Genomic DNA, 16015 nt, shown 5'->3' with positions numbered 1-16015 from the left:
GGCGGATTGTCAGTGACGTGGTGTGCAATGGACCTCGTGCCCGCGCTCGACGAACCACTGAAGAAGCACCTCGGACCGCCCACCGCCAAGGTGATGGCCGAGCACCTCGGCCTGCACACGGTCGGGGACCTGCTCCACCACTACCCCCGGCGGTACGAGGAGCGCGGGCAGCTCACCCGGCTCGCCGACCTCCCGCTGGAGGAGCACGTCACGGTGGTCGCCCAGGTCGCCGACGCCCGCGTGCACACGTTCAACGGGGCCAGGGGCCGCTCCCAGCGCCTGGAGGTGACGATCACCGACGGCAGCGGGCGGCTGCAGCTCGTCTTCTTCGGCCGGGCCGTCCACAAGCCGCACCAGGACCTGCTCCCGGGCCGCCGCGCGATGTTCGCGGGCAAGGTCTCGGTCTTCAACCACCGCATGCAGCTCGCCCACCCCAGCTACGAGCTGCTCGACGCGGAGAGCGGGGCCGGGGCGGCCGAGGAGTGGGCGGGGAAGCTGATCCCGATCTACGCCGCCTGCAAGCAGATCGACTCCTGGCGGATCTCCAAGGCCGTCGACATCGTGCTGCCCGCCGCGCAGGACGCCGTCGACCCACTGCCGCCCGCCCTGCGCGAGGGCCGCGGCCTCGGCTCGCTCCCCGAGGCCCTGCTGAAGATCCACCGCCCCGGCTCCCGGGCCGACGTCGAGGCCGCCCGCGACCGCCTGAAGTGGGACGAGGCCTTCGTCCTCCAGGTCGCCCTCGCCCGCCGCCGGCACGCCGACGACCAACTCCCCGCCACCCCCCGCCGCCCCGCCCCCGGCGGCCTGCTCGACGCCTTCGACGCCCGTCTCCCCTTCACCCTCACCGACGGCCAGCGACACGTCTCCGCCGAGATCTTCGCCGACCTCGCCACCGACCACCCCATGCACCGCCTCCTCCAGGGCGAGGTGGGCTCGGGGAAGGCGCAGCCTCTCGACTCGACGGTTCTGACGCCGCAGGGATTTCGCCCGATGGGCGAGATCGCCGTGGGCGACATCGTCGTGGTGCCGACGGGGGAACTGGCCCCTGTGAACGGGGTGTTTCCGCAAGGTGAGCGCGATGTGTGGCGCTTGGTCCTCTCCGATGGTTCTGCCGTCGAGTGCGACGACGAGCATCTGTGGATCGTGGCAACGAGCTGTGCGTGGCATCGGGGCGACAGGCCGGAAGTGATGACCGCGCGCGAGATCCGCATGGACCTGCACAAGGCGAACGGCTCTTCCAAGTGGTACCTGCCCGCAGCGGTTCCGGTCGATCTCGAGGGGGGCGACCTACCCCTCGATCCGTACCTTCTCGGCGTGCTGCTCGGTGACGGCTCGTTCAGACACAACCTGCGCATCTCCACGATCGACAGGGAGATCTTCGATGCCGTTGAGTCCGCTGTGTCACCGGACTGCTCGCTCAGGGCCGTGCCCGGCGCCAACTGCGACTACACGATCCAGATGGCTTCCGCGCGTGGTGGGACGCGTAGAAACCCTGTGATCAGCACGCTGCGAGAGCTCGGACTGTGGGGCGCCAAGTCCTCCGAGAAGTTCGTCCCCGCTCTCTTCAAGAACACCACAGTCAAGAATCGCCTGGCGGTGCTGCAGGGACTCATGGACACTGACGGCACCTTGCACGCCAGCGGCCTGGCGGTCTCCTTCTGCTCCTCATCGAGACAGCTTGCGGAAGACGTGGCCTGGCTCACCCGGTCTCTGGGCGGGCGAGCCAGGGTCCTGCCCAGGAAATCCGCCTTCATCGTGTCGGTCGCCCTGCCGGACGAGCACATTCCCTTCCGGCTGTCACGAAAGGTCGCCCGCACCCGGGCGAGGCCGAAGTACAACACTTTCCGGCGGGGCATCCGAGCAATCGAGTACGTTGGCCGGAAGCCGGTCCAGTGCATCAGCGTCAATCATTCGAGCCATGCCTACGTGACCGACAACTTCACCGTCACCCACAACACGATGGTGGCCCTGCGGGCCATGCTCGCCGTCGTGGACGCCGGGGGGCAGGCGGCGATGCTCGCGCCGACGGAGGTGCTCGCGCAGCAGCACCACCGGTCGATCACCGAGATGATGGGCGAGCTGGCCGAGGGCGGGACGCTCGGCGGGGCGGAGCAGGCGACCAAGGTCGTGCTGCTGACCGGCTCCATGGGGACGGCCGCCCGCCGGCAGGCCATGCTCGACCTGGTCACCGGGGAGGCGGGCCTGGTCATCGGCACCCACGCCCTGATCGAGGACAAGGTCAAGTTCCACGACCTCGGGCTCGTCGTGGTCGACGAGCAGCACCGCTTCGGCGTCGAGCAGCGGGACGCGCTGCGGTCCAAGGGCAAGCAGCCCCCGCACCTGCTGGTGATGACGGCCACGCCCATCCCGCGCACGGTCGCCATGACCGTCTTCGGCGACCTGGAGACCTCCGTCCTCGACCAGCTCCCCGCCGGCCGCTCGCCGATCGCCAGCCACGTCGTCCCCGCGGCCGACAAGCCGCACTTCCTCGCCCGCGCCTGGGAGCGGGTGCGGGAGGAGGTGGCCGCGGGGCACCAGGCGTACGTGGTGTGCCCGCGGATCGGCGACGAGACCGAGGAGGAGAGGAAGAAGGCCGCGAAGAAGGAGGCCGAGTCCGACAAGCGGCCCCCCCTCGCCGTCCTGGACGTCGCCGAGCAGCTCGCCAAGGGCCCGCTCCAGGGGCTCGCCGTGCAGTACCTGCACGGCAGGATGCACCCCGACGAGAAGGACGCCGTCATGCGCTCCTTCGCCGCCGGCGAGACCCAGGTCCTGGTCGCCACCACCGTCATCGAGGTCGGGGTCAACGTGCCCAACGCCACCGCCATGGTGATCATGGACGCGGACCGGTTCGGCGTCTCCCAGCTCCACCAGCTGCGCGGCCGCGTCGGCCGCGGCTCCGCGCCCGGGCTCTGTCTGCTGGTCACCGAGGCCGGCGAGGCGAGCCCCGCCCGGCAGCGGCTCGGCGCCGTCGCCTCGACCCTCGACGGCTTCGAACTCTCCCGCATCGACCTCGAACAGCGCCGGGAGGGCGACGTGCTCGGCCAGGCCCAGTCCGGGGTCCGCAGCTCGCTGCGGGTCCTCGCCGTCATCGACGACGAGGAGGTCATCGCCCAGGCCCGCGAGGAGGCCACCGCGATCGTCGCCGCCGACCCCGACCTGGAGCGGCTGCCGGAACTGCGGCTCGCTCTGGACGCGCTGCTCGACCAGGAACGGGAGAGCTACCTCGACAAGGGCTGAGCCCGTCGGCGCCCGGCCTGGGAGGCGGCGAGACCACCCCGGCTGAGAGACTGGGTGCACGCTCCACGGGCCCGCGGCCCGCCCCCACCGGACAAGGACCCCTATGACCCGCGTGATCGCCGGCGCCGCCGGCGGGCGCCCCCTGGCCGTGCCGCCGGGCACCGGCACCCGCCCCACGTCCGACCGGGCGCGCGAGGGCCTGTTCTCCACCTGGGAGGCGCTCGACGGCCCCCTCGACCGGGCCCGCGTCCTCGACCTCTACGCCGGCTCCGGCGCCGTCGGCCTGGAGGCGCTGTCCCGGGGCGCCGCCCACACCCTGCTCGTCGAGACCGACGCCAGGGCCGTCCGCGTCATCCGCGACAACGTCAAGGCCGTCGGCCTCCCCGGCGCCGAGGTCAGAGCGGGCCGAGCCGAGCAGGTCGCCGCGGGCCCGGCCCCGGCGGACCCCTACAACGTGGTCTTCCTGGACCCGCCGTACCCCGTCCCGGACGACGATCTTCGGGAGATCCTGATCACACTCCGTACACAGGGCTGGATCGCGGACGAAGCGCTCGTCACCGTGGAGCGCAGCACCAGAGGCGGTGCCTTCGGCTGGCCCGAGGGCTTCGCGGCCCTCCGCTCCCGCCGCTACGGCGAGGCCACGTTTTGGTACGGTCGCGCCGCTTTCCGCAGCCAAGAAGCGCCATGACGAGACCGGAGAGCGAGGGAGTCACATTGCGCCGCGCCGTCTGTCCCGGGTCCTTCGACCCCATCACCAACGGACACCTCGACATCATCGCCAGGGCCTCCGAGCTCTACGACGTCGTGCACGTCGCCGTGATGATCAACAAGTCCAAGCAGGGGCTGTTCACCGTCGACGAGCGGATCGAGCTGATCCGCCAGGTCACCGGCCGGTTCGGCAACATCGAGGTGGAGTCCCACCACGGCCTGCTCGTCGACTTCTGCAAGGACCGCGGCATCCCGGCCATCGTCAAGGGCCTGCGCGCGGTGAGCGACTTCGACTACGAGCTGCAGATGGCCCAGATGAACAACGGCCTCTCCGGCGTCGAGACGCTCTTCATCCCGACCAACCCCACCTACAGCTTCCTGTCCTCCTCGCTGGTGAAGGAGGTCGCGGCCTGGGGCGGCGACGTCTCCCACCTGCTGCCGGACGTCGTCCAGGAGGCCCTGGTGGAGCGGCTCGGCGAGAAGTGAGCGGCGGCCCGCCGACTGACGGGCCGTCACCAGGTGTCGGGCGGCGGGCGCCTGGCCGTACAGTCGTCCCGTCGTGAAGACGTGAACCCTTGCGAAGAGAGTGGCGATCCCCCGGTGGACGTGCAGAAGAAGCTCGACGAGATCGCCGAGGCGGTCGGCAGTGCCCGCTCGATGCCCATGTCGGCCTCGTGCGTGGTCAACCGCGCCGAGCTGCTCGCCCTGCTCGACGAGGTGCGCGAGGCGCTGCCCGGCTCGCTCGCCCAGGCCGCGGAGATGCTCGGCGGCCACGAGGAGATGGCCGAGCAGGCCCGCGCCGAGGCCGAGCGGATCGTCGCCGGCGCGCAGGCGGAGCGGGACCGGATGGTCTCCGGCACGGAGGTCGCCCGCCGCTCGCAGGCCGAGGCCGACCGCATCCTGGCCGAGGCCCGCCGCGAGGCGGAGGAGGTCAAGGCGGAGGCCGACGACTACGTTGACTCCAAGCTGGCCAACTTCGAGGTCGTCCTCACCAAGACCATCGGCTCCGTCGACCGCGGCCGCGAGAAGCTCCTCGGCCGCGGCCCCGGCGACCCCGACGACGCCGAGTCGCCGGAGTACAGCGCCGACCCCTCCACGCTGATCCAGCGGGCCGACGGCTACGTCGACGCCAAGCTGGGCGCGTTCGAGGCGGTGCTCTCCAAGACCCTGGAGGCCGTCGGCCGGGGCCGGCAGAAGCTGCACGGCCGGATCGCCTCCGACGACCTCGGCTCGCTCGCGGCCCTCGGCTCCGACGACGACCGCCAGCACACCAGCGACGCCGACTTCCTGGCCGGCCTCGCCGAGCAGGCCCCGGCCGCCGCCCTCCCCGAGCAGGCCGACCGCCCCCGGCAGCCCGCGCCCCCGGCCGTCCCGCAGCAGCAGCCGTACACCCCGGGCCAGGGCTACGACGACCAGCCCCAGCCGTACGACGGCCAGACCTACGGCGGCGAGACCTACGGCGGCCAGGGCTACGGCTACCCGCAGGACCAGTCGTACGCCGGGCAGAGCGGCTACGGCTACCCGCAGCAGTACGCCGGGCAGCCCGCCGCCTCCGCCGACCCCTACGCCGTCCCGCAGCAGGACGGCTACGGCGGCTACGACCCGTACGCCTACCCGCAGGACGGGACGTACGGCGGCCAGGGCTACGGCGCCCCGACGGGTCAGCAGCAGCCCGCGCAGCAGGGCGCGCTGGACGAGACCAGCTTCTTCGACACCGGGATGATCGACATGGACCGGCTGCGGGAGTACGAGCAGGGGCGCTGAGGGCGCCCGGCCCGGATTGGGTGATGGGCGGTGTGTCCAGTATCCTGTCTCTTCGGTCGCGCTTCCCCGCGATCCCGGCTGCCCGCAGGACCCCGGACCGGAGTCCCCGCAGAAGCGCAGCCCCCGAATTCCGAACGTGAGGAAAAGCCCTGAACGCCCGCCTCGACCACCGCAACCCCCTCGTGTTCGACACGCACGAGCTGGGCCGGCGTCCCGGTGCGCTCCAGCGACTGACCCGCTCGGCCCCGGCGCCGAAGGATCTCGGGATCAAGGACGTCATCGGGGTGCCGGAGGGCGCCCCGGTGGAGATCGACCTCCGCCTCGAATCGGTCATGGAAGGGGTGCTCGTCACAGGCACCGCCCGTGCGGCCGCCGAGGGGGAGTGCGTAAGGTGTCTGGAGCCGCTGGAGCGAGAGCTCGACGCGGACTTCCAGGAGATGTTCTCGTACCCCGAGGACGACGCGCGGGGCCGCGGCAAGCAGGCGGCCTCCGACGACGACGTCGAGGACGACGAGGAGATCATCCCCCTCGAGGACGGCATGTTCGACCTCGAACCCGTGCTGCGGGATGCGGTGGTGCTCGCACTGCCGATGCAGCCGGTGTGCCGGGAGGACTGCGCCGGCCTGTGTTCCGAATGCGGGATCAGGCTGGACGACGAACCCGACCACCACCATGACGCCGTGGACATCCGCTGGGCGGCATTGCAGGGACTCGTCGGGACCGGCCGGTCCGACGAGAAGGACAACGTGAACGGCGCCGATTCCGGCGCCGACGAGAAGCAGGAGAAGTAGCCGTGGCTGTTCCGAAGCGGAAGATGTCGCGCAGCAACACGCGCCACCGCCGGTCGCAGTGGAAGGCTGCGGTCCCCACCCTGGTTTCGTGCGAGCGCTGCCAGGAGCCGAAGCTCCAGCACATCGCGTGCCCGAGCTGCGGCACGTACAACAAGCGCCAGGTCCTCGAGGTCTGAGCGGCTGGTGAGAGGCACCATGTCTGATTCCCACAAGACGGACAATGCCTCGTCCCACACGCTTCTGGAAGGGCGGCTCGGGTACCGACTCGAGGCCGCCCTTCTGGTGCGTGCGCTGACCCATCGTTCGTACGCGTACGAGAACGGCGGTCTGCCCACCAACGAGCGTCTGGAGTTCCTCGGGGACTCCGTGCTCGGCCTGGTGGTCACCGACACCCTCTACCGGGCCCACCCCGACCTCCCGGAAGGCCAGCTGGCCAAGCTCCGGGCCGCGGTGGTCAACTCGCGTGCGCTCGCGGAGGTCAGCCGCGGGCTGGAACTCGGCTCCTTCATCCGGCTCGGCCGGGGCGAAGAGGGCACGGGCGGCCGGGACAAGGCGTCCATCCTCGCCGACACGCTCGAAGCGGTCATCGGAGCGGTCTACCTCGACCAGGGGCTCGAAGCGGCCTCGCAGCTGGTGCACCGGCTCTTCGACCCGCTGATCGAGCGCTCGTCGAACCTCGGGGCCGGCCTGGACTGGAAGACCAGTCTCCAGGAGCTCACCGCGACCGAGGGGCTCGGCGTGCCCGAGTACCTGGTCACGGAGGAGGGCCCGGACCACGAGAAGACCTTCACTGCTGCCGCCCGCGTCGGAGGCGTCTCGTACGGCACCGGCACCGGCCGCAGCAAGAAGGAAGCGGAGCAGCAGGCGGCGGAGTCCGCCTGGCGGGGCATCAAGGCCGCCGCGGAGGCCCCTCCGGGGACCTCGGCCGCCTGACGCCCCCGAAGCCTTCGGGCCTGCCCGTTTCCGCGACCCGCCCGTCGTCCGCACCCCCTGGAGGAACGCCATGCCCGAGCTGCCCGAGGTCGAGGTCGTCCGGCGCGGGCTCGCCCGCTGGATCGCCGGGCGGACGATCACCGAGGTGGAGGTGCTGCACCCGCGCGCGGTGCGCCGCCACCTCGCCGGCGGGGACGACTTCGCCGGCCGGCTGACCGGGCACACCGTCGGTGTGCCCGCCCGGCGGGGCAAGTACCTGTGGCTGCCGCTCGTCGACAGCGGAGACGCGGTCCTCGCCCACCTCGGCATGAGCGGGCAGCTGCTCGTCCAGCCGGAGGGCTCGCCGGACGAGAAGCACCTGCGCATCCGCGCCCGGTTCGCCGACGACGCGGCCACCGAGCTGCGCTTCGTCGACCAGCGGACCTTCGGCGGGCTCTCCGTCCACCCGGCGGACGGGCCCGACGGCGCCCCCGACGTCATCGCGCACATCGCCCGCGACCCCCTCGACGCCGCGTTCGACGACGCCGCGTTCCACACCGCGCTGCGCCGCCGCCGCACCACCGTCAAGCGGGCGCTCCTGGACCAGACGCTGATCAGCGGGGTCGGCAACATCTACGCCGACGAGGCCCTCTGGCGCACGAAGCTGCACTACGAGCGCCCGACCGCGACCCTCAACCGCCCCGTCACCACCGCGCTCCTCGGGCACGTCCGCGACGTCATGACCGCGGCCCTCGACGTCGGCGGCACCAGCTTCGACAGCCTCTACGTCAACGTCAACGGCGAGTCCGGCTACTTCGACCGCAGCCTCGACGCGTACGGCCGCGAGGGCCTCCCCTGCCGCCGCTGCACCACCCCGATGCGCCGCGCCCCCTGGATGAACCGCTCCAGCTACTTCTGCCCCCGCTGCCAACACGCCCCCCGCTGAGCCCGCGGCCCCCCGAACGGCCCGCCGACCCCGTGCGCGATCACGGGGCTCAGAAGCCGAAGTTCTGGGTCCACCAGGGGCCGCCGGGGGCGAAGTGGGCGCCGACGCCGAGGGTCTTGTAGTCGCAGTTGAGGATGTTGGCGCGGTGGCCGGGGCTGTCCATCCAGGCCTGCATGACGGCGGCGGCGTCGGCCTGGCCGCGGGCGATGTTCTCGCCGCCGAGGCGCTTGACGCCGGCCTTCTCGGCGCGGTCCCAGGGGCTCTCGCCGTCGGGGTTGGTGTGCGAGAAGAAGCCGCGTTCGGCCATGTCCTCGCTGAACTCCTCGGCGAGGCCGCTGAGTCCGGTGTCGGCGCGCAGCGGCCGGCAACCCGCCCGGGCGCGCTCCTCGTTCACGAGGGTGAGCACCTGGGCCTCGGCGGCGGAGGGGGCGCCCGCGATGGGGGCGGGCGCGGTGTCCGATCCGGTGCCGGGCGTCTCGACCGGCGGTGACGAGGGGGCCGGGCGGGCGGGGGCGGGGGCCTTCTCGCGGTCGCCGGCGGCGGGACCGGAGGAGGCCGCACCGCCCGGCTCCGCGCCGCTGCCGCGACCGGGCGCCTCGGTCCGCTCGCCGCCCGCTCCCGCGCCGGGCGCCGGGGCGGACTCCCGGGCCCGGTCGTCGTCGGCGCCGGAAGGCGAGGCGGGCGCGCCGGGCGCGGTCCGCGAGGGTCCGGGGGACGGCGTCAGCGACGGCGCCTGCGGGCGGTCCTCGCCGCGGCTGGCGGGCTCCGACGGGCGGTCGGCGGGCGGCAGCGTGGTGACGGCTCCGAGGCCGGGGGCGTCGGCCTGGACCCGGGAGGCGGCGCCGTCGCCGGATCCGGTCTCGAGCCCGAACTCGCTCCCGCCGGGGAGCAGTCCGGAGGCCATCGCCACCGCGCCCATCGCGAGCGCGGCCGACGTGCCGAGCAGTCCGGTCCGTACCGTCGCCGCCTTGGGCTTGCGCCGCGAGCCGCCGCGGTGGCGGCGCACCGCGTACGTGCCGTCCGGGTTCACCGCGCCCCGCGCGTGGGTCCCGCCCGCTATGCCGACCGTCACCGTGGGGTCCGGGAAGCCGCGGCGCTCGTAGCCGTGGGCGGAGAAATCATGCGACTCGTACGCTGCTGCGGCGCGGCCGGCGTCGGAGCGACGGTGGCGTCCCATCTCCTGGCCTTCCTCGGGGATTCGGGGGCGGTTCGGGGCGGTGGGACTCACCCGTACGGGTGAGGCTCATTGAGCCGGGACTGTAGTCCATGGCGGGGCGGGGCGATGTGCTGCCGGACCAATTGGCCGGTTAGCGTTTCGGACATGAGCGAAGAGGTGCGGATGGTGGCATGGGTCCGCGGCAAGGTCCAGGCGGTCGGGTTCCGCTGGTTCACGCGGGCGAACGCCCTGCGCATCGGCGGGCTGACGGGTTTCGCGCTGAACCTGGAGGACGGCCGGGTGCAGGTCGTGGCCGAAGGGCCGCGTGAGGCGTGCGAGCAGTTGCTCGACTGGCTGCGCACCGGCGACACACCCGGCCGCGTCGACGGTGTGGCGGAGATGTGGGACACACCCCGCGGCGGCTACGACGGCTTCGCCATCCGCTGAGCCCGCCCGCCCCCGGAGCGCCGCGGCCGGCTCCCCGTTCACCCGAACGCCGAAAAGCAGCAGGTGGTTGCCAATGTGGGCGTGTCGTGGAAGGGTGAGCACCGAAGGTCCACGATCTCGAAGAGGGCCTGTGTGGAGAGCCCGGACCGGGGATGCCCGGCCGTGAGCCCCCGGGACGCCCGCCGCCGCGGGCGTGATCGTGTTGACCGTCAAACTTTTTGGTGAGACTCTGGAAGTCCCCGCGCACCCTGGCTGTTGGCCCGCGATCGCGTCACCACGGCGAGGCCGGCAGCGCGGTGCGAATCCCTCACGACCACGACCCACCCGCTCCGGTCGGTCACTCAATGTGGAGGACCATCCATCATGGCAAAGGCGCTTCTCGGTTACGTCGGCGGCACGGACCCGCGACTCCTCTCCGAGATGCGACGGCTTCAGCAGCGCGTCCAGGACCTGGAATCCGAGCTCAACCGGATCCAGTCCGAGAACGACGCGCTGTCCGCTGCTGCCGCCGCCCAGCGTGACAACGACGCGCTGCTCGACAGGATCGACATCGACGTACCCCAGGCGGAGCCCGCGCTCACCTGAGTGCATCCGCCTCGATCTGCAAGGGACGCCCCGGCGTCCCTTCTTTTCGTCTCTCCCCCTCGTAGCCCCCCGGCCCCGTTACCCCTCTCCGTTACCGTCTGATGTGCCCTGCATGTTCCGCGGGCAAACGGTGAGCGGAAGGTAGAGTCCGGCGGCGTGCACCTCAAGGCCATGACCCTGCGCGGGTTCAAGTCGTTCGCGTCGGCCACCACCCTCCGCTTCGAGCCCGGCATCACGTGCGTGGTGGGGCCGAACGGCTCCGGCAAGTCGAACGTGGTCGACGCGCTCTCCTGGGTCATGGGGGAGCAGGGCGCCAAGTCGCTGCGCGGCGGCAAGATGGAGGACGTCATCTTCGCCGGCACGACCGGCCGCCCGCCGCTCGGCCGGGCCGAGGTCTCGCTGACGATCGACAACTCCGACGGCGCCCTGCCGATCGACTACGCCGAGGTCACCCTCACGCGGATCATGTTCCGCAACGGCGGCAGCGAGTACCAGATCAACGGCGACACCTGCCGGCTCCTCGACATCCAGGACCTGCTCAGCGACTCCGGCATCGGCCGCGAGATGCACGTCATCGTCGGCCAGGGCCAGCTCGACTCGATCCTGCACGCCGACCCGATGGGCCGCCGCGCGTTCATCGAGGAGGCGGCCGGCGTCCTGAAGCACCGCAAACGCAAGGAGAAGGCGCTGCGGAAGCTGGACGCGATGCAGGCCAACCTCAGCCGCGTCCAGGACCTCGGGGACGAGCTGCGCCGCCAGCTCAAGCCGCTCGGCCGGCAGGCCGCCGTCGCCCGCCGGGCCGCCGTCATCCAGGCCGACCTGCGCGACTCCCGGCTGCGGCTGCTGGCCGACGACCTCGTGCGGCTGCGCGAGGCGCTCGGCGCGGAGGTCGCCGACGAGGCGGAGCTGCTGCGCCGCAAGGAGGCCGCCGAGGCCGAACTGCGCACCGCCCAGCAGCGCGAGACCGCCCTGGAGGACGAGGTCCGCGCGCTCGCGCCCCGGTTGCAGCAGACCCGCGCCACCTGGCACGAGCTGGCGCAGCTCGCCGAACGGGTCCGCGGCACCGTCTCGCTCGCCGACGCCCGGGTGCACAGCGCGCAGGCCGCGCCGCCCGAGGAGCGGCGCGGGCGCGACCCGGAGGACATGGAGCGCGAGGCGGCCCGCATCCGCGAGCAGGAGGCGGAGCTGACGGCCGCCCTGGAGGCCGCGACCCGGGCCCTTGAGGACACCGTCGCGCACCGGGCGGAGCTGGAGCGCGAACTGGCCGCGGAGGAGCGCCGGGTCAGGGACGCCGCGCGGGCCATCGCCGACCGCCGCGAGGGCCTCGCCCGGCTCGGCGGGCAGGTGACCGCCGCCCGCGGGCGGGCCGCGTCCGCCCAGGCGGAGATCGACCGCCTCGCCGAGGCGAGCGACGAGGCCCGCGAGCGCGCCGAGGCCGCCCAGGAGGAGTACGAGCGGCTGGGCGCGGAGGTCGACGGCCTCGACGCCGAGGACATGGAGCTCGGCGAGCGCCACGACGAGGCCCGGCGCGCGCTCGCCGCCGCCGAGTCCGCGCTGTCCGCCGCCCGCGAGGAGGCGACCGCCGCCGACCGCTCCCGGGCCGCCCTCGCCGCCCGCCGCGACGCCCTGGCGCTCGGCCTGCGCCGCAAGGACGGCACCGGCGTGCTGCTCGCGGCCCGCGACCGCCTCGACGGGCTGCTCGGCCCGGCCGCCGCCCTCCTCACCGTCACCCCCGGATACGAGGTCCCCGTCGCGGCCGCGCTCGGCACGGCGGCCGACGCCGTCGCCGCGGAGGGGCCCGCGGCCGCCGCCGGCGCCGTACGGCTGCTGCGGGAGCGGGACGCGGGGCGGGCGGTGCTGCTGCTCGCGGGGGCGCCGGAGCCGGTGCGGGCGGCGGTGCCGGACGGCGGGCCGCCGTGCGCCGCGGACCTGGTGTCCGGGCCCGACGCCCTCATGCCGGCCGTCCGCACCCTGCTGCACACCGTCTTCGTGGTGCCGTCCCTCGCCGAGGCGGAGGCGTTCGTCGCCGCGCATCCCGCGCTGACCGCCGTCACCGCCGAGGGCGACGTGCTCGGCACGCACCTCGCGCACGGCGGGTCGGTCGGCGCACCGAGCCTGATCGAGGTGCAGGCCTCCGTCGACGAGGCGACCGCCGGTCTCGCGGAGCTCGACGGGCGGTGCGAGCGGCTCGCCGCCGAACAGCGGGCGGCGGGGGAGCGGCGGGCGCGGGCGGCGGCGCTGGTGGAGGAGCTGGGGGAGCGGCGGCGGGCGGCCGACCGGGAGAAGTCCCAGGTCGCCAAGGAGTTGGGGCGGCTCGCGGGGCAGGCGCGCGGCGCGGCCGGCGAGGCCGAGCGGTCGGCTGCGGCCGCCGCGCGCGCCCGGGACGCGCTGGAGAAGGCCGTCATGGACGCCGAGGAGCTCGCCGAGCGGCTGCTCGTCGCCGAGGAGACACCCGGTGAGGACGAACCGGACACCGCCGTCCGCGACCGGCTCGCCGCCGACGGGGCCAACGCCCGGCAGACGGAGATGGAGGCGCGCCTGCAGGCCCGTACGCACGAGGAGCGGGTGAAGGCGCTGGCCGGCCGGGCCGACGGGCTCGACCGCGCGGCCCGCGCCGAGCGGGAGACCCGGGCCCGCGCCGAGCAGCGGCGGGCGCGGCTGCGCCACGAGGCCGAGGTCGCCGGGGCCGTCGCCGCCGGCGCCCGGCAGCTCCTCGCTCACGTGGAGGTCTCCGCTCTGCGCGCCGAGGCCGCCCGGGCGGCGGCCGAGGAGGCCAAGGGGGCGCGGGAGGCCGAGCTGGCGACCGCCCGGAACCTCGGGCGCGACCTCAAGGCGGAGCTGGACAAGCTCACCGACTCCGTCCACCGCGGCGAGGTGCTCGGTGCGGAGAAGCGGCTGCGGATCGAGCAGCTGGAGCAGCGCGCGCTGGACGAGCTGGGCGTCGAGCCCGGCGACCTCGTCGCCGAGTACGGCCCCGAGCAGCTCGTGCCGCCGTCCCCGCCGGCCGAGGGCGAGGAGCTGCCCGAGGATCCGGAGCACCCGCGCAACCGGCCCGTCCGCTTCGTGCGGGCCGCGCAGGAGAAGCGGCTGAAGGCGGCCGAACGGGCGTACCAGCAGCTCGGCAAGGTGAATCCGCTGGCCCTGGAGGAGTTCGCCGCCCTGGAGGAGCGGCACCAGTTCCTCTCCGAGCAGCTGGACGACCTGAAGAAGACCCGGGCCGACCTGCTCCAGGTGGTGCGCGAGGTCGACCTGCGCGTCGAGCAGGTGTTCACGGAGGCCTTCAAGGACACGGCCCGCGAGTTCGAGGGCGTGTTCTCCCGGCTCTTCCCGGGCGGCGAGGGGAGGCTGGTCCTGACCGACCCGGAGAACATGCTGACCACCGGCGTCGAGGTGGAGGCCCGGCCGCCGGGCAAGAAGGTGAAGCGGCTCTCGTTGCTTTCGGGAGGTGAACGCTCGCTGACGGCCGTCGGCATGCTCGTGGCGATCTTCAAGGCCCGGCCGAGCCCGTTCTACGTCATGGACGAGGTCGAGGCGGCGCTCGACGACACCAACCTGCGCCGGTTGATCCGGATCATGCAGGAGCTCCAGGAGAGTTCCCAGCTCATCGTCATCACGCACCAGAAGCGGACGATGGAGGTCGCCGACGCGCTCTACGGGGTGTCGATGCAGGGCGACGGGGTCTCGAAGGTGATCAGCCAGCGGCTGCGCTGAGATCCGTTCCGGGCGCGGGTAGAGGGGTACCCAGACGGGGGGAACCCTCTGTCTTCAACTTGTGAACTCACAGTGTGGGACCGATGTCCTAAACCTCACACTCAGTCGTCTATTGACTTGGGAACTTGAAGACATAGGGTCTCCATCGTTGCTTTTCCCTTCAAGTGGTGGGCGGCGCGAAGTCGTGCGCCACTGGAAGGTGCTCGCCCCCTACGCCCGACGACGCTGCCGGGCCCCAGGAGTTCATGTGACCAGCACCGCGCAGTCGCCGTCGCCGGGAGGCCGTCCGGGCCACCCCGACCATCTCGGCCACGTCATCTTCATCACGGCTGCCGCCGCCCTGGGGGGTTTCCTCTTCGGCTACGACAGCTCCGTCATCAACGGGGCCAACGGCGCCATCGGCGAGAAGTTCGACATGAGCACGGGCGAGCTCGCCCAGGTCGTCGCCATCGCCCTCATCGGCTGCGCCATCGGCGCCGCCACCGCCGGGCGGCTCGCCGACCGGATCGGCCGCATCCACGTCATGCGGATCGCCGCCGTCCTGTTCACCGTCAGCGCCGTCGGCTCGGCCCTGCCGTTCGCGGCCTGGGACCTCACGATGTGGCGCTTCATCGGCGGCCTCGGCATCGGCATGGCCTCCGTGATCGGCCCGGCCTACATCGCCGAGGTCTCCCCGCCCGCCTACCGCGGCCGGCTCGCCTCGTTCCAGCAGGCCGCGATCGTCATCGGCATCGCGACCTCGCAGCTGGTGAACTGGGCCATCCTCAACGTCGCCGACGGCGACGACCGCAACGTCCTCGCCGGCCTGGAGGCCTGGCAGTGGATGCTCGGTGTGATGGTCGTCCCGGCCGTCATCTACGGCCTGCTCTCCTTCGTGATCCCCGAGTCCCCGCGCTACCTGATCTCCGCCGGCCGCACCGACGCCGCGCGCAAGGTCCTCTCCGAGGTCGAGGGCGGCAGCGCGGACATCGACGCGCGCATCGCCGAGATCAGGGAGGGCATGCGCAGCGAGCAGAAGTCCACCTTCAAGGACCTGCTCGGCGGGAAGTTCGGCTTCCTGCCGATCGTCTGGGTCGGCATCTTCCTGTCGGTCTTCCAGCAGCTCGTCGGCATCAACGTCATCTTCTACTACTCGAACCAGCTGTGGACCTCGGTCGGCATCGACCCCAACAGCTCCTTCTTCTACTCGTTCGAGACGTCGATCGTGAACATCGTCGGCACGGTCATCGCGATGATCCTGGTCGACCGGGTGGGCCGCAAGCCGCTGGCGCTCGTCGGCTCCGCCGGCATGGCGGTCGCGCTGTTCACCGCCGCCTGGGCGTTCTCCTACAAGACCGGCACCGGCGACAGCGTCTCGCTGCCGGACCTGCAGGGCACGGTGGCGATCGTCGCCGCCAACTTCTTCGTCCTCTTCTTCGCCCTGTCCTGGGGTGTCGTCGTCTGGGTCTTCCTCGGCGAGATGTTCCCCGGCCGCATCCGCGCCGCCGCGCTCGGCGTGGCCGCCTCCGCCCAGTGGATCGCCAACTGGGCCGTCACGGTCACCTTCCCCGACATGGCCGAGTGGAGCCTGGCCGGCTCGTACGTGATCTACGGCGTCTTCGCGGCGCTGTCGATCCCCTTCGTCGCGAAGTTCGTGAAGGAGACGAAGGGCAAGACGCTGGAGGAGATGGGCTAGTCCCCGCTGCCGTCGCCTCCCGCGAAAAGGGTCCGGCCCCGACACGCTCGCCGTGTCGGCTGTCTCTTATACACATCTCCGAG

The 16015-nt window shown here is 72.6% G+C and carries 13 protein-coding genes; 12 read left to right on the top strand and 1 reads right to left on the bottom strand.

Annotated elements, in window-relative coordinates; all coding sequences use genetic code 11:
* Window positions 1-27 precede the first annotated feature (27 nt).
* From ACFWEG_RS11495 to mutM, 8 genes are all read left to right on the top strand, one after another.
* Entirely contained in the window at window positions 28-3237 is a 3210-nt protein-coding gene (locus tag ACFWEG_RS11495; RefSeq protein ID WP_387212375.1) for a helicase-related protein, read from the top strand.
* Between the two features lie 103 nt (window positions 3238-3340).
* Window positions 3341-3925, top strand: coding sequence for a 16S rRNA (guanine(966)-N(2))-methyltransferase RsmD (rsmD, locus tag ACFWEG_RS11490; RefSeq protein WP_387212372.1), 585 nt, complete (start codon window positions 3341-3343; stop codon window positions 3923-3925).
* A 26-nt stretch (window positions 3926-3951) separates the two neighbouring features.
* Complete coding sequence (gene coaD / locus ACFWEG_RS11485; RefSeq protein ID WP_387212462.1) at window positions 3952-4431, top strand: pantetheine-phosphate adenylyltransferase; 480 nt, start codon at window positions 3952-3954, stop codon at window positions 4429-4431.
* Window positions 4432-4545: 114 nt separating this feature from the next.
* The gene (locus ACFWEG_RS11480) at window positions 4546-5709 is read left to right on the top strand and encodes a cell division initiation protein (RefSeq protein WP_387212369.1); all 1164 of its coding nucleotides are present in this window, start codon (window positions 4546-4548) and stop codon (window positions 5707-5709) included.
* A 149-nt stretch (window positions 5710-5858) separates the two neighbouring features.
* On the top strand, window positions 5859-6500 hold the full coding sequence (locus tag ACFWEG_RS11475; protein ID WP_387212459.1) for a YceD family protein: 642 nt from the start codon (window positions 5859-5861) through the stop codon (window positions 6498-6500).
* Between the two features lie 2 nt (window positions 6501-6502).
* Entirely contained in the window at window positions 6503-6676 is a 174-nt protein-coding gene (gene rpmF / locus ACFWEG_RS11470; RefSeq protein ID WP_003965982.1) for a 50S ribosomal protein L32, read from the top strand.
* A gap of 19 nt (window positions 6677-6695) precedes the next feature.
* Window positions 6696-7433 (top strand): ribonuclease III, encoded by a 738-nt coding sequence (gene rnc / locus ACFWEG_RS11465; protein ID WP_387212366.1) that lies wholly within the window; start codon window positions 6696-6698, stop codon window positions 7431-7433.
* Window positions 7434-7503: 70 nt separating this feature from the next.
* Entirely contained in the window at window positions 7504-8358 is an 855-nt protein-coding gene (mutM, locus tag ACFWEG_RS11460) for a bifunctional DNA-formamidopyrimidine glycosylase/DNA-(apurinic or apyrimidinic site) lyase (protein WP_387212363.1), read from the top strand.
* 49 nt (window positions 8359-8407) lie between these two features.
* Here mutM and ACFWEG_RS11455 read toward each other — a convergent pair whose 3' ends face one another.
* Window positions 8408-9535, bottom strand: coding sequence for a CAP domain-containing protein (locus tag ACFWEG_RS11455; protein WP_387212360.1), 1128 nt, complete (start codon window positions 9533-9535; stop codon window positions 8408-8410).
* Window positions 9536-9679: 144 nt separating this feature from the next.
* Between ACFWEG_RS11455 and ACFWEG_RS11450 the strand changes: the two genes are divergently transcribed.
* The 4 genes from ACFWEG_RS11450 (at window position 9680) to ACFWEG_RS11435 (ending at window position 15932) form a co-directional block, all read left to right on the top strand.
* Window positions 9680-9961, top strand: coding sequence for an acylphosphatase (locus tag ACFWEG_RS11450; protein ID WP_387212357.1), 282 nt, complete (start codon window positions 9680-9682; stop codon window positions 9959-9961).
* A 363-nt stretch (window positions 9962-10324) separates the two neighbouring features.
* Window positions 10325-10546, top strand: coding sequence for a hypothetical protein (locus ACFWEG_RS11445; protein ID WP_387212354.1), 222 nt, complete (start codon window positions 10325-10327; stop codon window positions 10544-10546).
* A gap of 156 nt (window positions 10547-10702) precedes the next feature.
* Window positions 10703-14257, top strand: a complete 3555-nt coding sequence (gene smc / locus ACFWEG_RS11440) for a chromosome segregation protein SMC (protein WP_387212351.1) — start codon at window positions 10703-10705, stop codon at window positions 14255-14257.
* Between the two features lie 247 nt (window positions 14258-14504).
* Complete coding sequence (locus ACFWEG_RS11435; RefSeq protein ID WP_387212348.1) at window positions 14505-15932, top strand: sugar porter family MFS transporter; 1428 nt, start codon at window positions 14505-14507, stop codon at window positions 15930-15932.
* Window positions 15933-16015 lie beyond the last annotated feature (83 nt).

The organism is Streptomyces sp. NPDC060194, assembly GCF_042728285.1.
In the GTDB taxonomy this organism is placed as follows: Bacteria; Actinomycetota; Actinomycetes; order Streptomycetales; family Streptomycetaceae; genus Streptomyces.
Note: the sequence above shows the minus strand (reverse complement) of the source record. Positions and strands in the feature narration are given on the sequence as shown.

Coding starts and splice junctions, on each gene's coding strand:
- ACFWEG_RS11495 (WP_387212375.1), top strand. CDS start 28: ATGGACCTCGTGCCCGCGCTCGACGAACCACTGAAGAAGCACCTCGGA.
- rsmD (WP_387212372.1), top strand. CDS start 3,341: ATGACCCGCGTGATCGCCGGCGCCGCCGGCGGGCGCCCCCTGGCCGTG.
- rnc (WP_387212366.1), top strand. CDS start 6,696: ATGTCTGATTCCCACAAGACGGACAATGCCTCGTCCCACACGCTTCTG.
- mutM (WP_387212363.1), top strand. CDS start 7,504: ATGCCCGAGCTGCCCGAGGTCGAGGTCGTCCGGCGCGGGCTCGCCCGC.
- ACFWEG_RS11455 (WP_387212360.1), bottom strand. CDS start 9,535: ATGGGACGCCACCGTCGCTCCGACGCCGGCCGCGCCGCAGCAGCGTAC.
- ACFWEG_RS11450 (WP_387212357.1), top strand. CDS start 9,680: ATGAGCGAAGAGGTGCGGATGGTGGCATGGGTCCGCGGCAAGGTCCAG.
- ACFWEG_RS11445 (WP_387212354.1), top strand. CDS start 10,325: ATGGCAAAGGCGCTTCTCGGTTACGTCGGCGGCACGGACCCGCGACTC.